Annotated in this window: 21 protein-coding genes and 2 pseudogenes; 4 read left to right on the top strand and 19 right to left on the bottom strand. The window is 72.2% G+C overall.

Annotated elements, in window-relative coordinates:
- Window positions 1-89 precede the first annotated feature (89 nt).
- Entirely contained in the window at window positions 90-653 is a 564-nt protein-coding gene (locus tag O7606_RS06600; RefSeq protein ID WP_281598177.1) for an NAD(P)H-dependent oxidoreductase, read from the bottom strand.
- A 103-nt stretch (window positions 654-756) separates the two neighbouring features.
- On the opposite strand from O7606_RS06600, the gene O7606_RS06605 reads away from it, so the two are divergent.
- Complete coding sequence (locus O7606_RS06605) at window positions 757-1,278, top strand: MarR family winged helix-turn-helix transcriptional regulator (RefSeq protein ID WP_281598178.1); 522 nt, start codon at window positions 757-759, stop codon at window positions 1,276-1,278.
- On the opposite strand, the gene O7606_RS06610 is transcribed toward O7606_RS06605, so the two are convergent.
- From O7606_RS06610 to O7606_RS06685, 16 genes are all read right to left on the bottom strand, one after another.
- On the bottom strand, window positions 1,231-1,533 hold the full coding sequence (locus tag O7606_RS06610) for a PRC-barrel domain-containing protein (protein ID WP_281598179.1): 303 nt from the start codon (window positions 1,531-1,533) through the stop codon (window positions 1,231-1,233). The two genes, O7606_RS06605 and O7606_RS06610, sit on opposite strands and share 48 nt — an antisense overlap.
- Entirely contained in the window at window positions 1,523-1,897 is a 375-nt protein-coding gene (locus O7606_RS06615) for a hypothetical protein (RefSeq protein WP_281598180.1), read from the bottom strand. Before O7606_RS06615 ends, O7606_RS06610 begins: the two co-directional genes overlap by 11 nt.
- Before the next feature lie 4 nt (window positions 1,898-1,901).
- Window positions 1,902-3,131: a divalent metal cation transporter gene (locus O7606_RS06620; protein WP_281598181.1), complete on the bottom strand. Its 1,230-nt coding sequence runs from the start codon at window positions 3,129-3,131 to the stop codon at window positions 1,902-1,904.
- Between the two features lie 21 nt (window positions 3,132-3,152).
- Window positions 3,153-3,611: a hypothetical protein gene (locus O7606_RS06625; protein ID WP_281598182.1), complete on the bottom strand. Its 459-nt coding sequence runs from the start codon at window positions 3,609-3,611 to the stop codon at window positions 3,153-3,155.
- Window positions 3,612-3,737: 126 nt separating this feature from the next.
- On the bottom strand, window positions 3,738-4,559 hold the full coding sequence (locus tag O7606_RS06630; RefSeq protein WP_281598183.1) for a maleylpyruvate isomerase family mycothiol-dependent enzyme: 822 nt from the start codon (window positions 4,557-4,559) through the stop codon (window positions 3,738-3,740).
- Between the two features lie 151 nt (window positions 4,560-4,710).
- Window positions 4,711-5,580 (bottom strand): sugar ABC transporter permease, encoded by an 870-nt coding sequence (locus tag O7606_RS06635; protein WP_281598184.1) that lies wholly within the window; start codon window positions 5,578-5,580, stop codon window positions 4,711-4,713.
- Window positions 5,581-5,615: 35 nt separating this feature from the next.
- The gene (locus tag O7606_RS06640; RefSeq protein WP_281598185.1) at window positions 5,616-6,701 is read right to left on the bottom strand and encodes an ABC transporter ATP-binding protein; all 1,086 of its coding nucleotides are present in this window, start codon (window positions 6,699-6,701) and stop codon (window positions 5,616-5,618) included.
- On the bottom strand, window positions 6,698-8,023 hold the full coding sequence (locus tag O7606_RS06645) for a sugar ABC transporter substrate-binding protein (protein ID WP_281598186.1): 1,326 nt from the start codon (window positions 8,021-8,023) through the stop codon (window positions 6,698-6,700). Before O7606_RS06645 ends, O7606_RS06640 begins: the two co-directional genes overlap by 4 nt.
- Entirely contained in the window at window positions 8,020-8,877 is an 858-nt protein-coding gene (locus O7606_RS06650; RefSeq protein WP_281598187.1) for a carbohydrate ABC transporter permease, read from the bottom strand. The genes O7606_RS06645 and O7606_RS06650 overlap by 4 nt, the downstream gene beginning before the upstream one ends.
- 28 nt (window positions 8,878-8,905) lie before the next feature.
- Window positions 8,906-11,716 carry a sialidase family protein gene (locus O7606_RS06655; protein WP_281598188.1) on the bottom strand — a complete coding sequence of 937 codons (2,811 nt, stop codon included), beginning with the start codon at window positions 11,714-11,716 and terminating at the stop codon, window positions 8,906-8,908.
- A 302-nt stretch (window positions 11,717-12,018) separates the two neighbouring features.
- Window positions 12,019-12,975: a TerC family protein gene (locus O7606_RS06660; protein ID WP_281598189.1), complete on the bottom strand. Its 957-nt coding sequence runs from the start codon at window positions 12,973-12,975 to the stop codon at window positions 12,019-12,021.
- Between the two features lie 225 nt (window positions 12,976-13,200).
- Window positions 13,201-14,187 carry a dipeptide ABC transporter ATP-binding protein gene (locus O7606_RS06665; RefSeq protein ID WP_281599521.1) on the bottom strand — a complete coding sequence of 329 codons (987 nt, stop codon included), beginning with the start codon at window positions 14,185-14,187 and terminating at the stop codon, window positions 13,201-13,203.
- Window positions 14,188-14,237: 50 nt separating this feature from the next.
- Window positions 14,238-15,290, bottom strand: coding sequence for an ABC transporter ATP-binding protein (locus O7606_RS06670; protein ID WP_281598190.1), 1,053 nt, complete (start codon window positions 15,288-15,290; stop codon window positions 14,238-14,240).
- A gap of 13 nt (window positions 15,291-15,303) precedes the next feature.
- Entirely contained in the window at window positions 15,304-16,293 is a 990-nt protein-coding gene (locus tag O7606_RS06675) for an ABC transporter permease (RefSeq protein WP_281598191.1), read from the bottom strand.
- A gap of 59 nt (window positions 16,294-16,352) precedes the next feature.
- The gene (locus O7606_RS06680) at window positions 16,353-18,098 is read right to left on the bottom strand and encodes an ABC transporter substrate-binding protein (protein ID WP_281598192.1); all 1,746 of its coding nucleotides are present in this window, start codon (window positions 18,096-18,098) and stop codon (window positions 16,353-16,355) included.
- 58 nt (window positions 18,099-18,156) lie between these two features.
- Window positions 18,157-19,188: an ABC transporter permease gene (locus O7606_RS06685; RefSeq protein ID WP_281598193.1), complete on the bottom strand. Its 1,032-nt coding sequence runs from the start codon at window positions 19,186-19,188 to the stop codon at window positions 18,157-18,159.
- A gap of 319 nt (window positions 19,189-19,507) precedes the next feature.
- Here O7606_RS06685 and O7606_RS06690 point away from each other — a divergent pair, with 319 nt between their 5' ends.
- The 3 genes and pseudogenes from O7606_RS06690 to O7606_RS06695 all read left to right on the top strand — a co-directional run bounded on the left by O7606_RS06690 (window position 19,508) and on the right by O7606_RS06695 (window position 20,237).
- Window positions 19,508-19,735: a hypothetical protein gene (locus tag O7606_RS06690; protein WP_281598194.1), complete on the top strand. Its 228-nt coding sequence runs from the start codon at window positions 19,508-19,510 to the stop codon at window positions 19,733-19,735.
- Window positions 19,736-19,796: 61 nt separating this feature from the next.
- Window positions 19,797-19,886 (top strand): annotated as a pseudogene (locus tag O7606_RS27590) (SEC-C metal-binding domain-containing protein); the annotation flags it as partial.
- Entirely contained in the window at window positions 19,887-20,237 is a 351-nt protein-coding gene (locus O7606_RS06695) for a YchJ family metal-binding protein (protein WP_348651155.1), read from the top strand. It begins immediately after the preceding pseudogene.
- Window positions 20,238-20,619: 382 nt separating this feature from the next.
- Here O7606_RS06695 and O7606_RS06700 read toward each other — a convergent pair.
- Both O7606_RS06700 and O7606_RS06705 read right to left on the bottom strand, forming a co-directional pair.
- A pseudogene (locus O7606_RS06700) lies at window positions 20,620-21,342 on the bottom strand (hypothetical protein); the annotation flags it as partial.
- Window positions 21,343-21,420: 78 nt separating this feature from the next.
- Window positions 21,421-22,338 carry an SPFH domain-containing protein gene (locus O7606_RS06705; RefSeq protein ID WP_281598196.1) on the bottom strand — a complete coding sequence of 306 codons (918 nt, stop codon included), beginning with the start codon at window positions 22,336-22,338 and terminating at the stop codon, window positions 21,421-21,423.
- Between the last annotated feature and the right edge of the window lie 62 nt (window positions 22,339-22,400).

Consider the following 22,400-nt stretch of genomic DNA (forward strand, 5'->3'; position numbering starts at 1 on the left):
CGCTGACGCGTCAGGGTCGGTGGGGACGACGACGTCGTCACGGCGGCGGGGGGCCGAGAGCGTCCCCGCCGCCGCGACTCCGCCCGGGGTCAGGCGGTGGCGCGCAGCGGGGCGAGCGCCTGGCTCCAGGCGATCACCTCGTCGAGGAGGATGTCCACGGCCGGCACGTTGTACTCGCCCGGCTTGAACACGCTGTAGTTCTCGAACTCGGTGGCCAGGGAGAGCACCACCTGCTGGCGGACGTCGGCCATCTTCAGCTCACCGGCGACCAGGCGCAGGTGCTCGACGGCGCGCGCGCCACCGGCGGAGCCGTACGAGACGAAGCCGACGGCCTTGTTGTTCCACTCGGCGAAGAGGTAGTCGATGGCGTTCTTCAGCACGCCGGACGTGCTGTGGTTGTACTCCGGGGTGACGATGACGAAACCGTCGAACGAGGCGATCTTGGCGGCCCACTGCTTGGTGTGCTCGTTCTGGTACTGCCCCAGCGACGCCGGCACCGGCTCGTCGAGGTGCGGCAGCGGGTAGTCGAGCAGGTCGACCAGCTCGAACTCGGCGTCGTCGCGGCGCGAGGCCAGGTCGAACACCCACTTGGCGACCTGCTCGCCGTTACGGCCGGGGCGGGTGCTGCCGATGATGATCCCGATACGGGTCATGACGAAGTCTCCTGCACGGTCGGGGTCGGCCGGGTTCGGCCGGTACTTGCGGCGTCAAGCAAACAACCTTGTAGTTGCTTTGTCAAGCAACTACTGTGGGCGCGTGACGAGTGAGGAGCCGCTCCGGCAGGGCCCGTTGACGCCCGACGAGGAGGCGTTCCTGCGCGCCTTCGCCCGGACGATCATCACCGTCCCCCGGGCGCTCGACGCCGACCTGCTGCGCGAGCAGTCCATGTCGATGAGCGAGTACACCGTCCTGCGGCTGCTCTCCGAAGCGCCCGACCGGCGGTTGCGGATGAACGACCTGGCCGCCGGCGCCGCCCTGTCGCTGAGCGGGACGAGCCGGATCGTCGACCGGTTGGCGGCCCAGCGGCTGGTCCGTCGGGAGCGCTGCCCGAGCGACCGCCGGGGCTACCACGCCGTGCTCACCGACGCCGGCCTGGACCGGTTGCGCCGGGCCTGGCCGACCCACCTGGAGAGCGTACGGCGGCACGTCTTCGACCACCTCCGGGCCGCCGACCTGGCCGCGTTCACCACCGCGCTGACCCGTTTCGCCCCGGGCGTCCCGGGCCCCGGCTCAGCCGACCAGTCGGCGGACGTCCGGGGGCAGCTCGGACCACGGTAGCCGGGTGACCCGGCGGCGGATGATCCACCGTGCCACGGCCTCCACCAGCCACGGCCCGCTCACCCCGTCCCGTTCGTAGCCGAGCAGCCGGCCCCACGGCCCCCGGGTGACCAGGACGCCGGTCAACCGCAGCCGGCCCTGCCGGTCCGCCTCGGCCACCACGTCGACGACCCGGCCGAGCCGCCGGCCGTCCGGGCCGGCCACCGGGACGCCGATCAGGTCGCTGACCCGGGGCGGGCGTCGGTCAGTCGTCACGCCCCGCCCCCGGAATCCGGCCGATCAGGTGGGTGTCCAGCCACGCCTCCAGGGCCGGCTCGGGCAGCCGGTCCCGGGCGACCGTGAGGCGCACCGCCGCGTCCACCCGCCCCACCAGCTCGTACGGGATGCGCCGCAGGTGGTCGCCGTCGTCGTCCCAGCGCTCGGCGACCGCGGTGATCCAGCGGCCGACCAGCCCGCCGAACCGCTCCCCGAGCGCCCGCTGCCCGGTCAGCAGCGCGCTGACCCGCACCCCGTCCCGGGTCCGCCGCAGCTCGACGTCGTCCACCTTGCCGAGCGGGATGCCGGCCCGGTCCAGGATCTGCCGGTCGAGCAGGTTGGCGGCGAGCAGCACCTCCCTCACCGGGTCACCGCCCCGCGCCGCTGACGACCAGCAGCGGGATCGCGGCGACCGCGGCCACCACCACGACCACCAGGTAGACCAGCCCCATCGTGTTGGCCAGTCGGCCGTTGACCCGGTCGCCGAGATAGCCCCGGTCGTTGGCGACGACCAGCACCGGCAGGTACGTCAGCGGCAGGATCACCGCGTTGAGGATCAGCATGTACTCGGTGAGCCGCACCGGGTCGACGGTGGTGCACAGGGTCGCCACCGCGACGAGGATGCCGACCAGCAGCACGGTGTGGAACCGCGCCGCCTGCCGGGGCCGCAGGTACTTCCCCCAGGACCAGCCGAAGTACTGGGCCACCGTGTAGCCGGCGGAGAGGCTGGTCTCCATCGCCGCGCCGAAGGTGGCCGCGAACACCCCGATGATCGCCAGCGCCAGGCCGACGACGCCGAACGCCAGGCCGGCGGGGAGCACCGCCTGGCCGACGGTGTCCACCGCGACCCCCGCCGGCGCGAACACCACCGCCGCGCTGGCGAGCAGCCCGAACGCCAGCACCCCGCCGAGCGGAAACCCGACGAGCGCGTTGGCCCGGCTGACGGCCAGTTCCCGGGCCGTCCACCGTTCCTCCACACCGCCGGAGGAGAAGAAGAACATCTCGTACGGGGTCATCGCGGAGGCGAAGATCGCCACCGCGAAGTACCAGTAGGTCGGCCAGTCCTCGGTCGGCGGCAGGGTGGTGGCGACGACCTGCCGGGACAGCTCGTGGACCGGTGGCCCGAGCGGGACCGCCGCCACCAGCAGGACGATCAGGGCGAGACCGGCGAAGCCGAAGATCCGTTCGAGCAGCGCGAACCGGACCCGCCACAACGCCAACCAGAGCAGCAGGGCCACCAACGGCGCCCACAGCAGGTAGGGGGCGCCGCTGAGCAGTTGCAGGGCCAGCGTGACCCCGCCGATCTCGGCCGCCAGGGTGAGCAGCGTGACCAGGTACGAGCTGACCAGGCTGAGCATCGCCACCCGGGGGCCGAGCCGTTCCCGTACCAGGTCGAAGACCGGTCGGTTGCTGATCGCGGTGACCCGGCCGGCCATCTCCGCGTAGACGCAGATGCCGACCACGCCGACCAGCAGCACCCAGGTATGGGCGAGCCCGAAGCGGCTGCCCGCCTGGGACGCCGAGACGATGTCGCCGACGTCGACGAAGCCACCGACCGCGGAGAGCACGCCCAGGGTGACGGCGAACGGCCTGCGCACCGGCCACCACGTCACCCGGGGTCACCCGTACTCCTGGAGGAGGCCGGCCAGCGCGGCGGTGACCGGGGCGAGCGCGTCGACCGACCGCCGCAGCGCGGAGGGGTCGGGGGCGCGCGCCGCCCGCCGTACGTCGGTCAGCCGGTCGGTGGCCGCGAGCAGCAGCGGGCCCAACCGGTCCCGGAGCCGGGCGGTGGGCGCGTCGACCGGGGTGGCGGCGGCGAACCGCCGGGCCGCGCCGGACACCGCGGCCCGGCCGTCGTCGAGGACGTTGCCGGTGTACGGGGACGGCAGCCGACCGGCCAGCCGGGCCCGGCCGACCAGGTCGGCGGTGACCAGGGCGTGGTAGGCCGACCGGGCGGCCCCGGCGGCGGCCCGGCGGTAGTCGTCCGCGGTGGGCGTCCGGGTGCTCGCGTACCCGACGCCGCCCCAGCACAGCGGCAGCAGGACGAGCAGGGCCACCGCCCAGCGCCGCACCGACACCCCACACCCCCGCTCGGGCGAATTGCACCTTGTGCGCAATTTACCGGAGCGGCTGTCCCGTGGCGGACGGACCGGCGGACGGGCGCCGGAGCCCGGCCGACGCGGCCCGGCGCCCCGCCCCTCCGGTCACATCACGTGCCGCAGCACCCCCAGCGACCGGATCACCGGCTCCGGCGCGGTCAACGCCCGCAGCAGATCCGGCTCGCGACCGGTGAGGCTGTCCAGCACCTCGGCCGTGTCGCCGTGCCCGTCCGGCTCGGCGTCGACGCCCGCCGCCACGAACACGTCGTCGTCGACCACGCCGATCTCGTACCGGGACACGGCGGCGTCCCGCAGCGCGAGCACCGTGGCCGGCGGCTGACCACCGATCACGCCGACACCACCGGCCAGCAGCAGCCCGTACATGGTGACCAGGGGGAAGTCCTCGACCCGGGACTCCGGCTCCAGGCCGAGCGCCAACGCCACGTCCCGCTCGTGGATCCAGGCGTCCCACATCATGTGCAGGGTCCGCGTCGACCAGTGCAGGAGCCGCCCGCTCGGCGCGGGCATCAGCGGGCCGTCCGGCCCGGCCATCCGGGCCGAGAACAGCTCCTGCTCCCGGTCCACCAGGTCCGCCAGGGTCTGCACGGTGGCCTCCGGGCTCTGCCGGGGCGAGTCCGCCAACCACAGCGCCGGGGTGGTGGCCGGTGAGAACGGGCCGTGCCGCAGGAAACGCTCCATGTCCTGGCCGCCCCCGAGCAGACCGACGTGCAGCTCGGCGACGTTGATCACGTGACCGACCACGTCGTGCACCGACCAGGCCGAACACCGGGACGGGGCGGCCCAGGCGTCGGCGTCGAGCTTCGCCAGCAGCCGGAGGAAGTTGGACCGCTGACGGGTCAGCGTCGCGGCGATCATCTCGGGTCCGGCTGTCAGACCACGCTTCTCGGTGAGTACAAGATCAGACAAAGGGAACGCTCCTCGACGAGAGGGGATGGAAAGAGGGCAACCTGCGCCGCGGCCCGGGTCGCCCGGGCATCGGGCGCATCCACGCAGGTGGTCAGTCCTGAAAGGATACCGGCAGGCCACAACCACTGTGGAGCACGCTCCCCACCCCGGCTCAGACCCCGTAGAACCCCCGGTACCGGCGGATCAGCCGCCACTGCGCCACCACCGCCGCCCCGGTCAGCAGGACCATCACCAGGGTCGCCGCCGCCGCGTAGCCGTACCGCAGGTACTCGAAGGCGGTCCGGTAGACGAACAACGACAGGTACGTGGTCGCGTACGGGGGCGGGCCGCCGTCGGTCACCACGAACGCGGGGACGAACGAGAACTGGAGACTACCGATGGCGTCCCGCGCCACCAGCAGGCCCAGCACCGGAGCCATCAGCGGCAGGGTGATCCGGCGGAACACGTCCCAGCCGGTGGCGTCCTCGATCGCCGCCATCTCGTACACGTCGGCGGGCAGCGCCCGGCGGGCGGCCAGCAGCACCAGGAACGTCTCCCCGATGGTGAACACGCTCATCGCCACGATCGCCGCCCGCGCGTCGGTCGGGTCGGTCAGCCACTGCGGCGGGGTCCGCCCCAGCACGGTCAGCCCGTTCTCCCCGCCCAGCCGCAACACCTGGTTCACCGGGCCGTACAGCGGGTTCAGCAGCCACAACCAGAGCAGCCCGTAAGCGATCTCCGGCACCGCCGTGGGCAGCGCGGCGGCGGTACGCGCGGCGCCCACCGCCGGGGCCCGCCGGTGCAGCAGCAACGCCAGCCCGAGCGCCAACAGCAGCCGCAACGGCACCGCCACCAGGGCGAACACCAACGAGTTGGTCAACGCCACCCGGAAGACCGGGTCGCTGGCCAGCTCCCGGACGTTGTCCCAGCCGACGAACGTCGGCGGACGCAGCAGGTCGTACTCGGTGAACGCCAGCCCCAGGGTGACCGCCGCCGGCAGCAGCACCAACCCGACCAGCCCGACCAGGTACGGCGTCAGCATCCACCCGAGCTGCCGCCGGGAACGGGTGTCCGGCCTCATCCCGGCCCGCGCCGCAGGCCGGTCTCCGGGTCGAAGACGTGCACGTCGGGCCAGCGGACGGTGACCCGCACGGCCGCCCCGACGGCGGGTCGACGCGCGGCCGGGACCCGGGCCACCACCGGATGCCCGCCGGCCAGCGTCAGATAGGCGTACGCGTCCTCGCCGACCACCTCGACCCGGTCCACCACCGCCGGCCCGCCGTCGCCGGCGCCCCCGGCGACCCGACCGTCCCCGGCTGCCGCGTCGCCGGCCGGGGTGGGAGCGGCCAGCCGGACCACCTCGGCCCGGAAGCCGAGCTGCCCGTCCGCCCCCGGCGGCGGGTCACCGGTCGGGGTCAACGCGCCCGCCGGGAGCAGGTTCATCGCCGGTGACCCGACGAACCGGGCCACGAACACGCTGGCCGGGGCCCGCCAGATCTGCTCCGGCGTGCCGACCTGCTCGACCCGGCCGGCGCGCAGCACCGCGATCCGGTCGGCCAGCACCAGCGCCTCGGTCTGGTCGTGGGTGACGTGCACCATCGTCGCGCCGAGCCGGTCGTGCAGGGCGCGCAGCTCGGCACGCATCTGCACCCGCAACGCCTGGTCCAGGTTGGACAGCGGCTCGTCGAGCAGGAACACGGCCGGCTCGCGGACCAGGGCCCGGGCCAGCGCCACCCGCTGCCGCTCCCCGCCGGAGAGCTGCCCGGGACGGCGACCGAGCAGGTCCGCGCAGCCCACCGTCTCGGCCGCGGCGCGGGCCCGCTGCCGGGCCGCCGCACGGGGCACGTCGCGCACCTGGAGGCCGAAGGCGATGTTCTCGGCGACGCTCAGGTGCGGGAACAGCGCGTACGACTGGAAGACCATGGAGACGTCGCGCAGGCCCGGACGCAGGCCGGTGACGTCCCGCCCGGCGACGGCGACCCGGCCGGCGGTGACCGGCTCCAGCCCGGCCGTCACCCGCAGCACCGTCGACTTGCCCGCCCCGGACGGGCCGAGCACCACCAGCAGCTCCCCACGCGCCACCGTGAGGTCGACGTCGTGCAGCACCCGCGTGCCCCGGTACGCGGCGCACACACCGGTCAGGGCCAGTCCCGGCGCGCTCAACCCCGCTCGCCCCGGGCGAAGACCGGTCGGGTCTCCGTGTCGAGCTGACGGATCACGTCGTCCAGCCGGTCCCCCCGGTACATCGCGTTCTCCAGGATGCCGTAGCTGACGTCCTCGATCTCCGGCCAGGTCGACACGGTCGGCAGCGCCCGGACCGTCGGGACGGCGTCCAGGAACACCTTCGCGTTGCGCGGCGGCCGGGTCGGGTCGAGGAAGGCCGGCGAGTTCGCCACCTTCGTGTGCGAGGGCACGGTCCGGCCGGTCGCGGCGATGATCCGCTGCCCCTCCTCGGCGATCGCGAACTCCAGGAACTCCCACGCCGCGGACTTGTTCCGGGCGCCCTTCGGCATGCAGTACGCGTCGGAGTGCAGCACCCCTACCGGCTGCCGGTAGACCGGCAGCGGGGCCACGTCCCACTCGAAACCGGTGACCGTGCGGAAGGTGGTGGTGGCCCGGCGGGACGTCATCAGCATGGCGAGCCGACCGTTGGTGAAGCGGGACTCGTCGTCCTCGGCCTCCACCTCCTCGTCGGTCGGCGTCACCCCGTACGCCTGGCGCAGGTCGATCAGGTTCTTCAACGCCTCCCGGGCGGCCGGGCTGTCCAGGGTCAGCCGGGTCGGCTTCGCCGGGTCGTCGACGATCTCGCCACCGTTGGACCAGACGAACGGGGCCAGCCGGATGACGGACGGCTCGACGCCCAGCCCGTGCACCGCCGGCCGCGCCGCCGCCCCCTCGCTCTCGGTGCCCCTCACGATCGCCCCGTTGCCGGCGCGGGTCATCAGGGTGGCCGTCCGCACCAGGTCGTTCCAGGTCCAGCCGGCCTTCGGCTCGGGCACCCCGTACCGCGCGAACAGGGTGCGGTTGTAGTAGACGGCCAGACTGGAGACGTTCTGCGGCAGGCAGAGCTGCCGGCCGTCCCACGTGAAGGCGTCCATCGCCACCGGGTAGTAGTCGGCCGGGTCGAGCACGTCCGAGCCGGCGATCCGGTCGTCCAGCGGCTCGATCACGCCCTTGGCGGCGAACTGGCCGTAGAAGCGGTAGTTCATCAGGAACAGGTCCGGCGGGGCGCCCCCGGCGACCGAGGTGGACAACCGGGCCAGCAGGTCCTTGCGGTCACTGGCCTCGACGAGCTGCACCCGCGAGTCCGGGCGTCGCTGCTGGTAGGCGTCGATCAGGGTGCGGTAGGCGGCGAGCTCCTCGGGCGCGCCGAACACCAGCAGCCGCACCGGGTCGTCCGCCGACGGCCGGTCGTCGGCTCCACAGCCGGTGGCGAGCAGCACGGTGGACAGCAGCAGCGCGAGCAGCGCCTTGGGTCGCATCATCGTCCGTTCCGGTCGGGGTCGTAGGGGCGCAGGAAACGCCGCTGGGCGAGCACGAACACCAGCAGCGCCGGCGCCGTGGCGAAGACGGCGCCGGCCAGGAACACCGGGAAGTTCGTCGGATCCAGCACCGACAGCGAACGCAACGCCAGCGGCAGGGTGAACAGGTCACGGTCGTAGACGTAGACCAGCGGGTCGAGGAAGTTCGACCAGGTCAGCACGAACGTCAACGCGGTCAGGCCGGCGGTCACCGGGCGGACCAGCGGCAACGCCATCCGCCACCAGATCCGCACCGGGCTCAGGTCCTCCACCAGGCAGGCGTCGTACAGCTCCGCCGGCAGCGCCCGGAACGCCAGGTAGTACACCAGGACGTACAGGGGTGAGGTGCCGATCAGCGCCGGGGCGACCAACGGCGCCAGGGTATCGGTCAGGCCGAACATCCGGAAGATCGTGAACCGGGGCACCAGCAGCGCGGTGGCCGGCACCATCAACGCCACCAGGGACGCCGCGACGACGGCGGCGGCGGCACGCGGGGCGAGCCGGGCCGTGGCGAACCCGGCCAGCGAGGCGACCAGCACGCTCAGCGGCACGGCGACCACCGCGACCAGCACCGAGTTGAGCGAGGCGCGCAGCAGACCGCCCAGCTCCACGGCCTGCCGGTAGCCGGTGGCGCTGACCGGGTCCGGCGCCAGCCGGGGGGTCGGCGGCGGTGGCAGGCCGGGCTCGGTGAGCGAGCCGGAGACCAGCAGCAGCAACGGCGGCACGAAGACCAGCAGGACGAAGACCGCGCCGAGCGTCCGCCACGTCCGCGACCAGCCTCCGGGCAGCGGTGGGGGGCCGCTCGCGCGGCCCCCCACCCGGTCGACTCCGATGATCGTCTACCGCCTAGCCGAGGCTGAGCTGCCAGGCGGACAGCCCGTGCGAGGCGGCGTAGAGGATCCGCTCGCCCGGCACGACGGTGAGCCCGGCGACCTCCACGTTCGGCATGCCCGGGGCGGCCTTCACCCAGCTCCTGCCGCCCTTGCGGAGCTTCAGCACGCCGAAGTCGGTGGCCGCGTAGAGGGTGCCGGTCACGTCGTCCCGGACCAGGTCGGTGACCGGCTGGTCGCCGAAGTCGTACGACCGGTCGACCCAGGTCGCCCCGGCGCCCGCCGCCGTCACCTCGAACACGTGCCCCACCGTGGTCGGGGTGTTCGAGTTGAACCCGCTGTACGAGACCCACGTCCGGTTCGGGTTCGCCGGGTCGACGTGGACGCTGGTGACGAAGCGGTTCGGGGTGGTCGGGGTGTCGATCCGGGTCCAGGTGACCGCCGAGGCCGGCTCGGCGTCCACGTTGTGGCTGACGAAGACGCGCCCGGTGCTGGTGGCCGCGTACGCGGTCGACGAGTCGGTGCCGACCCGCTCGACCACCGACACCGCGCCGCCGGCCCGGTCACCCCACGCGGCGTCGGTGAGCCGGGTGCCGCCCAGCTCCTCCCAGTCGCCGCAGACGTCCTCGTAGGTGCCGTTCCAGGAGTTGCAGATCCGGTTCGCCTCCTCGACCGACCGGTCCCCCAGCCCGAACGTCTTGGTGCGGTAGACGGTGCGGCCGGTGCCGGCGAACATGGTGCCGCTGACCTTCGGGTCACTGATGTGCGGGGCGTAGAACAGCGTGTTCGCGTGGCCGAAGATCGGGTCGGAGACGGTGATCCAGTCGGCGACGTCCCCGTTGTCGAAGTTCACCTCGGGGGTGGCGTCGAAGAACGTGTGGAAGCGGAACTCCGGCCGGGCCACGTCGAATCCGGACGCGCCGCCGTCACCGATCATCGTGTTGACCCAGCGCCTGCGCTGGCCCTTGTTCTCCCAGGTGCCGTTGTCCTGGGTGCCGCCCTGGAGCAGCGTGTGGTCGTGCGGGCTCACCGAGAGGCTGACGTACTGCAACGTCGACATGCCGTTGTTGATCCCGTCGAGCTTCTCCGGGATCCGGGACAGCATCTGCCGGCAGCGGGTCTTCTGCGCCTCGGTGGTGAGGCCCCGGTCCGGGTTGTCGCACCACGCCGACCGGTCCACGAACCGGCCGTTGGAGCGCATCACGCCACCGTCGCTGGCCTCGAAGAACTGGTACGGGTTGCCCGGCCGGGTGACCAGCGCGTGCTGGTCCGGGTGCAGGCCGTTGGGGTGCAGCTCGTCGGTGCCGTCGTAGGTCATGTCGGTGCCGCTGACCCCGGCGTCGGTGGAGAGCACCACCGCCCGCTTGTGCGCGACGGTCTCGCCGTACACGTAGGACCCGCCGGTGTAGACGATGTCCGGGTGGCCCTTCGGGGTGTGCACGAACAGGTCGTACCAGCACTGGCCGGTGCACTGGTTGTAGGTGGCGTAGCCCGGGTCCGCCGGGTTCGAGCTGGACAGGTCGGTGAAGGTGGGCGCGCCGGTGGCCACGTCGTCGCTGCGGAACAGCCGCGAGTACGGGTTGCCGGTGTTGCCCTCGTAGACGTACATCCGGGTCCTGCCGTCGGGCAGCTTCGTGACGTCGATCGCCGGGCGGGTCTGGAACACCGCCCGGTTCAGCGAGTCCTTGATCTGGGTCCAGGTCGCGCCGCCGTCCGGCGAGCGCCAGACCCCCCGGGCGTACGAGGCGGCGTACACGATCTCGGGGTTGCCCGGGTCGAGCTTGACGTAGCGGACGCCGCGCGGCGAGCAGGCCGCGGTGTTGTTCCACTCGGCGGCGCTGCCGGTGCACTCGCCGGCGTTCGCCGAGCCGTTGTGCACGAACGCCCACTTCTTCCCACCGTCGGTGGACTTGTACAGCCCCCACTTGGCGGCGTCCGGCACCGGCCGGGTCACGCCGGTGCAGCAGGAGCTGGACATGCCGCGCAGCGCGGTGGTGGTGGCCACGTAGAGGGTCTTCGGGTCCCCCGGCTTGATGGTGATCTCACCAATGCCCTTGCCGGCGAGAGCGTCCTTGCCGAGCGGGCCCTGCCAGGTCAGGCCACCGTTGGTGGACTTGTAGAGGCCGACGCCGGCGACGCAACCGGAGGCGCAGGTGTTCGCCTCGCCGGTGCCGACGTACACGGTCAGGCCGGTCTGGTCGTTGCGGTCGATGACCACCGAGCCAGCGGCGTTGATGCCGAGCGGCCCGCCGAGGTAGATCCAGTTGGGTTGCGGGGCGAGCACGTTCAGGGTGCCCCACACCCCGCCGCCGGCCGGGGTCACGTACGCCCGGCAGAGCAGCGGCCTGCAGTCCGGGGCGATGTCGATCGAGGTGACCCGGCCACCGGCGACGTACTCGTTGGGGACGTAGTTGTAGGCGTTGCGCAGCTCGGTGAACGGGTAGAGGGCCTCGCTCGGCCCGACGTTCGTCCATTTCGCGGTCGCCGCGCCCCGGGCGGCGGCGTCGACGCGCCGCTCGGCCTTCACGTACGCGTCCTTCGAGCGGTCCAACTGGGCGATGCTTATCGAGTCCGCCGGGTACGCCCGTTCGAGAAGTTCCTGCTGGGCGGCGTTGCCCGGGCCGTCCGGCGACATCCCGTCGTTGCCCGGCGCCGCCTGGCGCAGCCGTTCCAGGTGGCCGGCGAGTCGGCCGGGAAGCTCGCCGTCCCCGGTGGCGGTGACCGGCGCGACCTCGATGCCGGAGTAGTGGAGGCCGGCGAGTCCGGTGGTGGCCACCAGGGCCCCGACCGCGAGTCCGACGAGTAGGTGACGACGTCTGCGCTTCACGAGGGTCCCTCCTGCCGCCACGACCGACGCCGGATTGGCAACCGTCACTGGCAGCGTCCCAGGTGGAGGATCGCAGAGGTGATCTCGGCGGGCAATCCCCCCCACGGGCTGTCACGGCCTCGCCCCTTTCTCGACGATCGAGGCGTTCGCACAGGTGGGAGCGGTTGTCACGGCAGCGGGCAGGGAGAGGCAACGCCAAACCGTTATGAAAACGGTCCCCGGATCGCCGTGGTCACCGGCGGGTACCGTCCTCCCGGGGGACCCGACGATGCGGACGCTCGCAGCGGGCCACCCGGCGCCGGTCAGCCCCGGGTGGCGGCGCGGGGCTCGTCGGTGGGCGCCGGGTCGTCACGGGTGGCGGCGAGGCTCCAGCCGATGGACACCACGAGGGTGGCGACGATGACGCCCAGGGTCAGCGGAATGGGAAGTTTTCCGACCGGGGTCTCGGAGAGCACCAGTTTCACGCCGGCGAAGGCGAGCAGGAAGGCCAGGCCGTAGTGCAGCTTCGTGAAGCGGCGTAGCAGGCCGGCGAGGCAGAAGTAGAGACTGCGCAGGCCCAGCACGGCGAAGGCGTTGGCGGCCCAGACGATGAACGTGCTGGTGGTGATGGCCAGGATCGCGGCGACGGAGTCCACAGCGAAGATCAGGTCGGTGGCTTCGACCGCGACGAGGACGACCAGGAGCAACGTCGCGACGCGCCTGCCGTCGGCGCGGATGAAGAACCGGTCACCGTGGTAGCGGGCGTCGGTCGGGATGATCCGGCGGACGAGGCGGACGACCAGGTTACGGTCGGGGTTCATCTCCGCGTCGTGCCGGAAGGCCATCTTCCAGCCGGTGTAGACGAGGAACAGGCCGAGGACGTACGCGGTCCAGAAGAACGTCTCCAGCAGTTGCGCGCCGACGAAGATGAACACCAGGCGGAAGGCCAACGCGCCGACGACACCCCAGAAGAGCACCTTGTGCTGGTATGCGGCCGGGACCGCGAAGGAGGTGAAGATCAGCGCGAAGACGAAGACGTTGTCGACCGACAGGGCCTTCTCGATCAGGTAGCCGGCGTAGTAGGCGCCGGCCGCCTCGTCGCCCTGCCACACCCACAGCAGAGCGCCGAAGGCCAGGCCGGCGGCGATCCAGACGCCGGACCAGACGGCGGCCTCCCGGAAGCCGACGACGTGGTTGTCGCGGTGCAGGAACAGGTCGACCGCGAGCATCACGGCGATCGCCGCGGTCAGGGCCGCCCAGGCCCACCAGGGTACGGACATCACGGGAAGCTCCCTCCGACCGGGCCGACGTCACCGCGTCGACGGACTGGTCGAAGGTCTCCCCGAAGCCGCCTGCCCTGGCGGCCCGCGCGGCCGGGGCCCGGGTGGGCCCGTACTGACGACCGACGCGTCCGATGGCGGGTACTCCCCCTCGAACTGCGATCCATTATTCATGAAGCATGGATCGCATGTCTAGGGTCGGTCGCGCCGACGTCGGGACGCCTCCTACGGCGCTCCGGTCTCGGGGTGGTGGCAGGCGGTGGCCTGACTGCCGCCCGCCCTCGGCACCAGCGCGGGAACCTCGACGGCACACAGGTCGGTGGCCTTCCCACAACGGGTCCGGAACCGGCACCCCGACGGCGGATCCAACGGCGTCGGCACGTCCCCGACCAACCGGATCCGCCCCGCCGCCCCCACCCCGGACACGTCCGGCACCGCCGACAACAACGCCCGCGTGTACGGATGCTGCGGACGCCGGTAGATATCCGCCCGATCACCGATCTCCACGATCCGCCCCAGATACATCACCGCCACCCGCTGCGACACATGCCGCACCACCGCCAGATCATGCGCGATGAACACGAACGCCAACCCCAGATCCCGCTGCAACCCCCGCAACAGATTGATCACCTGCGCCTGGATCGACACATCCAACGCCGACACCGGCTCATCCGCCACGATCAACCTCGGCGACAACGCCAGAGCACGGGCGATCCCCACCCGCTGCCGCTGACCACCCGAAAACTCGTGCGGATACCGGTTGTAGTGCTCCGGGCTCAACCCCACCAGCTCCAACAACTCCCGCACCCGGTTACGCACCCCACCCGGCGGAACGATCCCGTTGACCTCCAACGGCATCCCCACGATCCGCCCCACCGTGTGCCGGGGATTCAACGACGCGTACGGATCCTGAAAAACGATCTGCACGTCCTGCCGCAACCGACGCAACTCCCGCCCCCGGGCCCGACCGATGTCCCGCCCCGCGAACGTCACCGTCCCCGCCGTCGGATCCATCAACCGCACCAGCATCCGCCCGGTGGTGCTCTTACCGCAGCCGGACTCCCCCACCAGACCCAACGTCTGCCCCGCCGACACGGTGAAGTCCACCCCGTCGACCGCCCGCACCACACCCGACCGCCGCCACCCCTCCCGCACCGGAAAATGCTTCGTCAACCCGGCGACGGACAACAACGGCTCGACCCCGGCAGCCACCGCGCCCGACCCGGCCCCGGCAGCTCCCGCGCCCGACCCGGCCCCGGCGGTCACCGGGCCGCCCCGACGCCGATGGCCTCCTCGGACCGGATCCGGGCCCGGTCCCCGGCCGGCAGGTGACACGCCACCCGATGCCCCGGCTCCCCGGCCACCGGCAACAACTCCGGCACCACACTGCGGGACCGGCCGTCGGTGCGGTCGGCCCACCGGCAGCGCGGGTGGAACGCGCACCCCGACGGCAAATCGATCAGGCTCGGCGGGTTGCCCGCGATCGGCGTCAGATCCGCCTCCGCGTCACCCCGCAACGACGGCACACTCCCCAACAACCCCCAGGTGTACGGGTGCTCCGGCGACCGCAGCACCTCACCCACCGGGCCGTGCTCCACCACCCGACCGGCGTACATCACCAGCACCTCGTCGGCCACCTGCGCCACCACCCCCAGATCATGGGTGATCAGCACGATCGCCGACCCGAACTCCCCCTGCAGATCCGCCAGCAGGTCCAGAATCTGCGCCTGCACCGTCACGTCCAACGCCGTCGTCGGCTCATCCGCGATCAACAACCGCGGGTCGTTCACCAACGCCATCGCGATCATCACCCGCTGCCGCATCCCACCGGAGAACTCATGCGGAAACTGCGCAAACCGCCGCCCCGGCTGCGGGATCCCCACCCGACCCAGCATCTCCACCGCACGAGCCCGCGCCTGACGCCGCGACACCCCCGGATGATGCACCCGATACGCCTCCGCGACCTGCCGCCCCACCGAAAAGTACGGATGCAACGCCGACAACGGATCCTGGAAGATCATCGCCACCTCCCGACCCCGCAACCGCCGCACCCGCTCCTCCGGCAACCCCACCACCTGCCGACCACCCACCCAGATCTCCCCCGACACCACCGCCCGCCGCGGGTCATGCAACCCCAACACCGCCAACGAGGTCACGCTCTTACCCGACCCCGACTCCCCCACGATCCCCAACGTCCGACCCCGCCCGACAGCGAACGACACCCCGTCCACCGCCCGCACCACCCCATCCTCCGTACCGAACCGCACCCGCAGCTCCGACACCCGCAGATACGGCCCGTTGTCGTCGTTCGTCATCACGTCTCTCCTCTCAGCTCAGTCGGACCCGAGGGTCGATCACCGCGTAGAGCAGGTCGACCACGATGTTGGCGGCCACGATGAACACCGCCGCGAGCAGCACGGTGGCCATCACGACCGGCAGGTTGAGGAACTGCACCGCCTCGACGGTGGCCTTGCCGAGCCCCTGGAGACCGAAGATCGTCTCGGTGATGAAGGTGCCGCCGAGCGCCACGCCGATGTCCAGGCCGGCGATGGTCACGAGCGGGGTGACGGCGGCCCGCAGCGCGTGCCGCAGGTGCACCTGCCGCCGGGACAGCCCCTTGGCCCGGGCGGTACGGACGAAGTCCTCAGAGAGGGTCTCCAACATCTGCGCCCGGGCGAGCCGGGCGTACAGGGCGGAGTTGAGGAAGCCGAGGGTCATCCAGGGCAGCAGCAGCCCGTGCGCCCAGCGCAACGGGTTCTCTGTCAACGGGGTGTAGCTGGGGAAGGGCAGCAGGCCGGTGGCGTAGACCAGCAGGTAGAGCAGGACCAGCCCGAAGAAGTAGACCTGCATGGAGGCCCCGGTGAGGGTGATGCCGATGGCGATCCGGTCGAAGGCGGTGCCCCGACGCAGCGCCGAGACCATGCCCAGCGAGACGCCGAGCACCAGCCAGACCACGGCGGCCCCGAGGACGATGCTGAACGTGACCGGGGCCCGCTGGGTGATGATCTCGGTGACCGGCTGGTTGTTCCGGAACGAGAAGCCCAGGCAGGGCGCCGGGCATTCGCGCCGGAAGTCGCCGCTGCCGTAGGTGCGGCCGGCGAAGACGCCCCGGACGAAGTCCGCGTACTGCCGGGGCAGCGGGTCGCGCAGGCCGAGCCGGTCCTCGACCTGGGCGATGTCGGCGGCGGTGCAGTTCCGGCCGCACATCACCTTGGCCGGACTGCTGGGCACGGCGAAGAAGAGCCCGAAGGTGAGCAGGCTGATGACGGTGAGGGTGACGACCGCGACGAGCAGCCGCCGGACGACGAAACGGAGCATGGGCACCTCCCGGCGCGGCCGGTGGGGAGTGACCAGCCGGCCGCTCCCCACCGGCTGGGTCACGGCTTGACGAAGATGTTGTTCACCTGGATCGCACCGAACGCGTCACTGAGGTAGGCGTTGCCGACCTTGGAGCCGCGCAGCTCGTACGCGGCGTCGTAGTAGCAGGGGACGACCGGCGCCAGGTCCCGCATGATCTTCTCGTCCAGGGCCATCCAGGCGGCGTCCTGTTCGAGGGCGGGCAGTTGGCGGATCCGGTCGATCTCGGCGCTGACCCCGGGGTCGTTCAGGTAGGAGAGGTTGTTGCTGCCCTCGTCGACGATCTCCCGACCGTCGTAGAGCGGCGGAATGGTCGTCGACCCGGTCGGCCAGTCCATGCCCCAGCCGCTCAGATACAGGTCGTACGGGTTGTTCCGGCGACCGATCTCGTCGTAGTAGCTGCTGGAGTCGATCGCGGTGGCGGTGACGGTGAAGCCCCGCTCGGAGAGGGTCTTCCGGAGCGCCTCGGCCTGCCGGGTCCGGGTCTCCGTGTTCGCGTACGCCAACACCAGGGTCGGCTTCTTCCCGGCCAGCAGCTCCGCGACCTTGTCCGGGTCGCCGGTCACCGGGGCCTGGTACGCGTCGTACTGCTGCCAGCCGGCGGTGGTGGGTGAGGTCAGCGTGGTGGCCGGGGTGCCTGCCGCCTGCCCGCCGATCGCCTTGAGCAGCGCGTCCTTGTCGACGGCGTAGTTCAGCGCACGACGGACGTCCACGTCGGTGATCCGCTGGGTGTTGACGTTGAGCACCCAGGTGTACTGGGTCGGGCCTTTGACGACCCGTTCGGCGACCGGGCCGGTGGTGGTCCGGGGCAGCACGGCGGGCGGCACGTCCTCCCAGGTGAACGCGGCCTGGTCGGCGGGCGCGTCGGCGACCAGCCGCTCGGCGATCTGGGCGGCCTCCAGCCCGAAGGTGAACCGGAACGCGTCCGGGTAGGCGGTGCGGATCGGGTCGGTGGCCGGATCCCAGTGCGGGTTGCGCTCCAGCTCCAACGCCACGTCCCGCTGGTACGACCGGACCTTGTACGGCCCGGAGGAGAACGGCCGCAGGTCGTAGCTGTCCCGGGTGTCCTTGGCCGCGGGCACCGGCGCGGTGGTCGGCAGGGCCGCCGCGTACGGCATGTCGCAGTGCGGCTCGGCGAACGTGAACCGGATGGTCCGGTCGTCCGGGGTCGCCACGCCGTCGGGCGTCGGTCTGCCCCCGTCGTACGGGCCCCGGTAGGTGGCGTTGTAGACGCCACCCGGGTAGAGCCAGCGCTGGATGTACTTCGGCCCTTCGTTGAGGTTGGGGGCGAACGAGCGGGCGACGCCGTAGGCGACGTCCTTGCTGGTCACCGGCGAGCCGTCCTCGTACCGGAGGCCGTCGCGCAGGGTGTACTGCCAGACCTTGCAGTCACCGTTCACGTCCTTGCCGGGGTCGGTGGCCAGGTCGCCGACGACCATCATGGTGCCGCTGCCGTCCTCCTTGTAGCCGGTCAGCGACCGCTGGATCAGGCCGCCGGTGAGCTGCGCCCGGTTGACGTAGGTGCGGGCCGGGTCGAGGTGCTCGAAGTCCGCGACCTGCATGACGGTGAGGGTGCCGCCGCGGGTGGCGCCCTCGACGGCCGGTGCGGGGGCCCGGTTGTCGGCCGGGTCGTACGACACCGAGCCGGTCTGGGTGCGGGTCCCCTGGTCGCCGCCGCCGTCGTCGTCGGTGGTGGGTGTGCATCCCGCGGCGACGAGCGTCACGCCGAGGGCGCCGATGGTCAACGTCCGCCATGATGCGCGCACGGTGGTCTCCCTTCTCGCCGGCCGTCCGCTGCGGCCGGGGCTGTGGTGGGTTCGGGGTCTAGCGGCTCGACCGGGGGTCCAGCGCGTCGCGCAGGGCGTCGCCGAAGAGGTTGAACGCGAGCACCAGCAGGAAGATCGCCAAGCCGGGGAAAAGCGTGTACCAGGGATCGGTGGCGACGTATCCGATGCTGCTGTAGATCATTCGGCCGAGATCCGGGGTGGGTTCGGTGACGCCGATGTTGACGAATGCCAGGGCGGCCTCCACCGCGATGAACTGCGGCACGTTGAGGGACACCGTGACCAGAATCGGCGCCCAGATGTTGGGGAGGAGTTGACGCAGCAGAATGTGCGCGGTGCCCGCCCCGGCGGCCCGGGCGGCCTCGACGAACTCCCGTTCCCGCAGGGAGATCACCTGACCCCGGACCAGTCGGGCGGTGTAGGTCCAACTGAACAGCCCGAACGTGGCGATGATCAATGCGATCCGGAAGGCCGGCGGCGGGGCCTCGCGGGCGGTGTAGAAGCGGTCCTCCAGGATCGGGATGACCGCCAACGCGAAGATCAGGAACGGAAACGCCAGGGTCACGTCGACGAACCAGTTGATCAGGCTGTCCAGCCAGCCCCGGGCGTAGCCGGCGACGATGCCGACGGCGACGCCCACCGCGCAGGCGAGCAACGCCGAGGCGAACGCGATGAACAGGGAGGTGCGCAGCCCGTACACCAGTTGCAGGAGGATGTCCCGACCGGTGCCCGGCTCCAGGCCGAGCCAGTGCGCCGGGCTGACTCCCCCGGCGTACCCGACCGGCATGCCGAAGCTGTTGAGCCGGTCCACGAACTTGTCGGTGGGATCGATTCCGGTCAGCTTCTGCACGAGGGGCGCGGCGAGGGCGAGCAGCATCGCCGCGACGAGGGTGGCTCCGCTGGTCATCGCCGTCCGGTCCCGGCGCAGGCGCCGCCAGGCGAGCTGGCCGGGGGACCGGCCGACGACCGGGCGGCGACTCTCCCCCGGCGGCGGGGCGTCCGCCGGGAGCACCTGCACCGGTTCCGGCTCACCGACCGGGGATCGTGCGGGCGGGCGGGACAGGTCGCTCATGACGGTCCCTTCGTCGATCACGGAATGACTTCCGCCCTCGACGCTAAAACAGTTACAGCGACCCGATTGAATCGTTACGGTAACACTGGAATTGGTTGTCGCGCATCGCTAACGATTCGGCATCGCGACCGACGCCTTGCAATAACGGGTCGACAAGGTTGTCATCCGTTCGGTCGATAATCTGTACGGTGCCGGACACCGCGCCGGGGCGTCGGCGGCCGCGCTTTCCGGGGCGCGCCTGCCAGCGCCGGGGGCGAGGACGACCCCGGCCACGACCGGCCGACGTTTGCGGCCCGCCGTCGCGGGCACCTGTGCGGGTATGAGCACCGACAGGCACCCGGACCACGCCGCCACCGACGAGCCGGACGGCAGCACCGCGTACGAGGCGTCGCTGCGGCCGCCGGGCGAGTCCCTGCACAGCACCGGGGACACCGGTGACGACCTCGGTGGACCGGCCCCCGACGAGGGTCAGCCGGCCACCACGACCAGCCGCGCCGGGTACGACGTGGACGCCGTCTCGGGCAGCGCCGACCCGTTCGAGGAGTGAGGTCCGCGCCGCCACGGTGACCGGCTCGAGCGTCCGACGTGCGGTCGGCCAGAATGACCGGGTGGGAAAGCGGGGGACGCGCCGGCCGCCGGCAGACGAAGCAGCCTGTCCGTGCGGCACGGGTGACCCGTACTCGCGGTGCTGCGGCCGGCTGCACCGGGGCGAGGCCGACGCCGGTACCGCCGAGGCGCTGATGCGCTCGCGGTTCGCCGCCTTCGCGGTCGGTGATGCCGCGTACCTGATGCGGAGCTGGCACCCCACGACCCGCCCGACCGCCCTCGACCTGGACCCGCGAACGCGGTGGACCCGGCTGGAGGTGCTGGCGACCGACCGGGGCGGTGTCTTCGACACCGTCGGCGAGGTCGAGTTCCGGGCCCACTACCGGGAACGGGGCCGGCCGGGCACGCTGCACGAGCGCAGCCGGTTCCGCCGGGAGGACGGCCGCTGGGTCTACCTCGACGGTCGGGCCGGCCCGGACCGGGGTGGTCCCGAGCCGGCCTGACCTTCCTCGACGTCGGCCCCTCCGCTCAGCGGGTGGGGCCCTCGTCGGTGGCCGGGCGGATCACCATGGTCGCCTCCGGGTCCTGGCGGGGCTGGGGCGGAGTCGCCCCGCGCTGCGGGATCCGTACCGTCGCGTCGGCATCCTGGCGGGCAAGGGCGACGGTCGCGTCGGCGCGCGGGAGCGGCGCGGTGGCGTCGGCGTCCCGGAGCGGCGCGGCGGTGTCGGCGCGCGGGATGGGCGCGGTCGTGTCGGCGTCCCCGGTCGGGAAGGTGACCGTCTGGTCCGCGTCCCACGTCCCGGCGGGCCCGCCGGCCGGCGTCGGGGCGGTCGCCGACGCGTCCGTGGGATCCGTCGCCGGCACGTCGGCCGGGGCAGCCGGCCGGGACATCTGCTGCTCGACGTCGAGGCGGGCGGCCCGGTAGGCCCGGGTGTGCGCGGCGATCGTCCGGGACTCCTGCTCGGCCCGGCTCAGCCAGGACTCCCACCGGCTCTGCATCGGCCGTACCAGGCCACCGCCGACCCCGACGACGAGGATGCCGCCGATGGTCGCCAGGACCGCGACCAGCACCGGCGTGGTGACCGTGGTGGCGATGCCGACCTGGTTGAGGGCGGCGATCACGCCCAGACCGAGGATGAACGCGGACGCGACGTTGGCCAGCAGCCGACCGTAGGAGAGCCCGCCGAGCGCGCTGCCGATGATGTCCTTGACCGCGCGGGCGATGGCCGCCGCGACGACCACGATGACGATGGCCACGAACGCGCGGGGCAGCCACGCGATGATCCCGGCGATCAGGTCCGAGATCGGGTTCGGGCCCCAGATCCCGAAGGCCAGGTGCAGGGTGACCAGCAGCACCCCGAAGTAGGCGAGCTTGGCGACGATGTCGCTGGCGTCGTACCTGGACCGGGCCAGGGCGGTCCGGACGCCGCCGCGTTCGACGATCCGGTCGAAGCCCACCCGTTCCAGCACCCGGTCGACGAGCCGACGGGCCGCCTTGGCGACCAGCCAACCCGCGACCAGGATCGCCACGAAGGCCAGCGCCTTCGGCAGGAACAGCAGCACGGCACGCAGGGTGTCGCCGGCCGCGTCTGTGAAGTTGTCGGTCATCTGGGTCGTTCCTCACCTCGACTGGGCACAACGCTGGTTCCGCCCCTACCCGCTCGCCCGTCGGGCCACACCTACCTCCTACCGGTACCCGTCCCGGCGCGACGAGCCGGTCACCGGCGTGCCGGACCGGGGGTCCGACGACGGACCGGCGGCCGGACCTTCCCGCTCCCACCGTGGAGGGTCCCGGCGGTCGTGGCGCCCGTCGCCCCCGTCCCCCGCCGCCGGGCCGGCCCCCGCCGGTTCCCGGTCGAGGAGCTGCCACAGCTCCGCCGGCACCGGCAGGACCAGGGTGCTGTTCGTCCGGGCGACCACCTCGACCATGGCCTCCAACAGCCGCAACCGGTACGTCCCGGGCGTCGCCGCCATCACCCGGGACGCCTCGGCCAGCCGGCGGGCCGCCTGCGCCTCCCCGTCCGCGACGGTCACCCGGGCCCGGCGTTCCCGCTCGGCCTCGGCCTGCCGGCCCATCGACCGTCGCATCGGCTCGGGCAGCGTCACGTCCCTGATCTCCAGCCGCTCGACCAGCACCCCCCAGGGTCGGGCGGTCACCGCGTCGACCGACGCGGTGAGCTCGGCGTTGAGCCGTTCCCGGTCGCCGAGCACGCGGTCGAGGTCGGTCCGGCCGATCACCGTACGCAGCGCGGTCTGCGCCACCTGACGTACGGCCCAGGGGTAGTCCCGCACGTCGACCAGGGCCCTGACCGGGTCCACCACCCGGTGGCGGATCACCGCGTCCACGGTGAGCGTCACCTGGTCCCGGGTGACCGCCTGCTGGGCGGGCACGTCCAGCACGACCGTCTGCACGTTGACCCGGACCATCCGTTCGGCGATCGGCACGATCAGCCGCAGACCGGGCCGCCGGACCCGGTCGAGCGCCCGGCCGAAGCGGAACACGACGCCGCGCTGGTGCTGCTGGACCAGCCGGACGCCCAGCACCGCCAGCATCGTCACCAGCACCGCGACGACGATCAGACCGACGACGACGGCTGCTCCCATGTCCCCTCCGGTCCCGGCAGGCGTCCACCTGTCGGGGCGCGGTTACCCGCTGCGACAGCGCC

This window comes from Micromonospora sp. WMMD882 (assembly GCF_027497255.1).
Lineage (GTDB): Bacteria > Actinomycetota > Actinomycetes > Mycobacteriales > Micromonosporaceae > Micromonospora.

Excerpts from the sequence above, each read along its gene's own strand:
- O7606_RS06600 (WP_281598177.1), bottom strand. The coding sequence starts at position 653 with ATGACCCGTATCGGGATCATCATCGGCAGCACCCGCCCCGGCCGTAAC.
- O7606_RS06635 (WP_281598184.1), bottom strand. The coding sequence starts at position 5,580 with ATGCTGACGCCGTACCTGGTCGGGCTGGTCGGGTTGGTGCTGCTGCCG.
- O7606_RS06645 (WP_281598186.1), bottom strand. The coding sequence starts at position 8,023 with ATGATGCGACCCAAGGCGCTGCTCGCGCTGCTGCTGTCCACCGTGCTG.
- O7606_RS06660 (WP_281598189.1), bottom strand. The coding sequence starts at position 12,975 with ATGTCCGTACCCTGGTGGGCCTGGGCGGCCCTGACCGCGGCGATCGCC.
- O7606_RS06670 (WP_281598190.1), bottom strand. The coding sequence starts at position 15,290 with ATGACGAACGACGACAACGGGCCGTATCTGCGGGTGTCGGAGCTGCGG.
- O7606_RS06675 (WP_281598191.1), bottom strand. The coding sequence starts at position 16,293 with ATGCTCCGTTTCGTCGTCCGGCGGCTGCTCGTCGCGGTCGTCACCCTC.
- O7606_RS06685 (WP_281598193.1), bottom strand. The coding sequence starts at position 19,188 with ATGAGCGACCTGTCCCGCCCGCCCGCACGATCCCCGGTCGGTGAGCCG.
- O7606_RS06690 (WP_281598194.1), top strand. The coding sequence starts at position 19,508 with ATGAGCACCGACAGGCACCCGGACCACGCCGCCACCGACGAGCCGGAC.
- O7606_RS06705 (WP_281598196.1), bottom strand. The coding sequence starts at position 22,338 with ATGGGAGCAGCCGTCGTCGTCGGTCTGATCGTCGTCGCGGTGCTGGTG.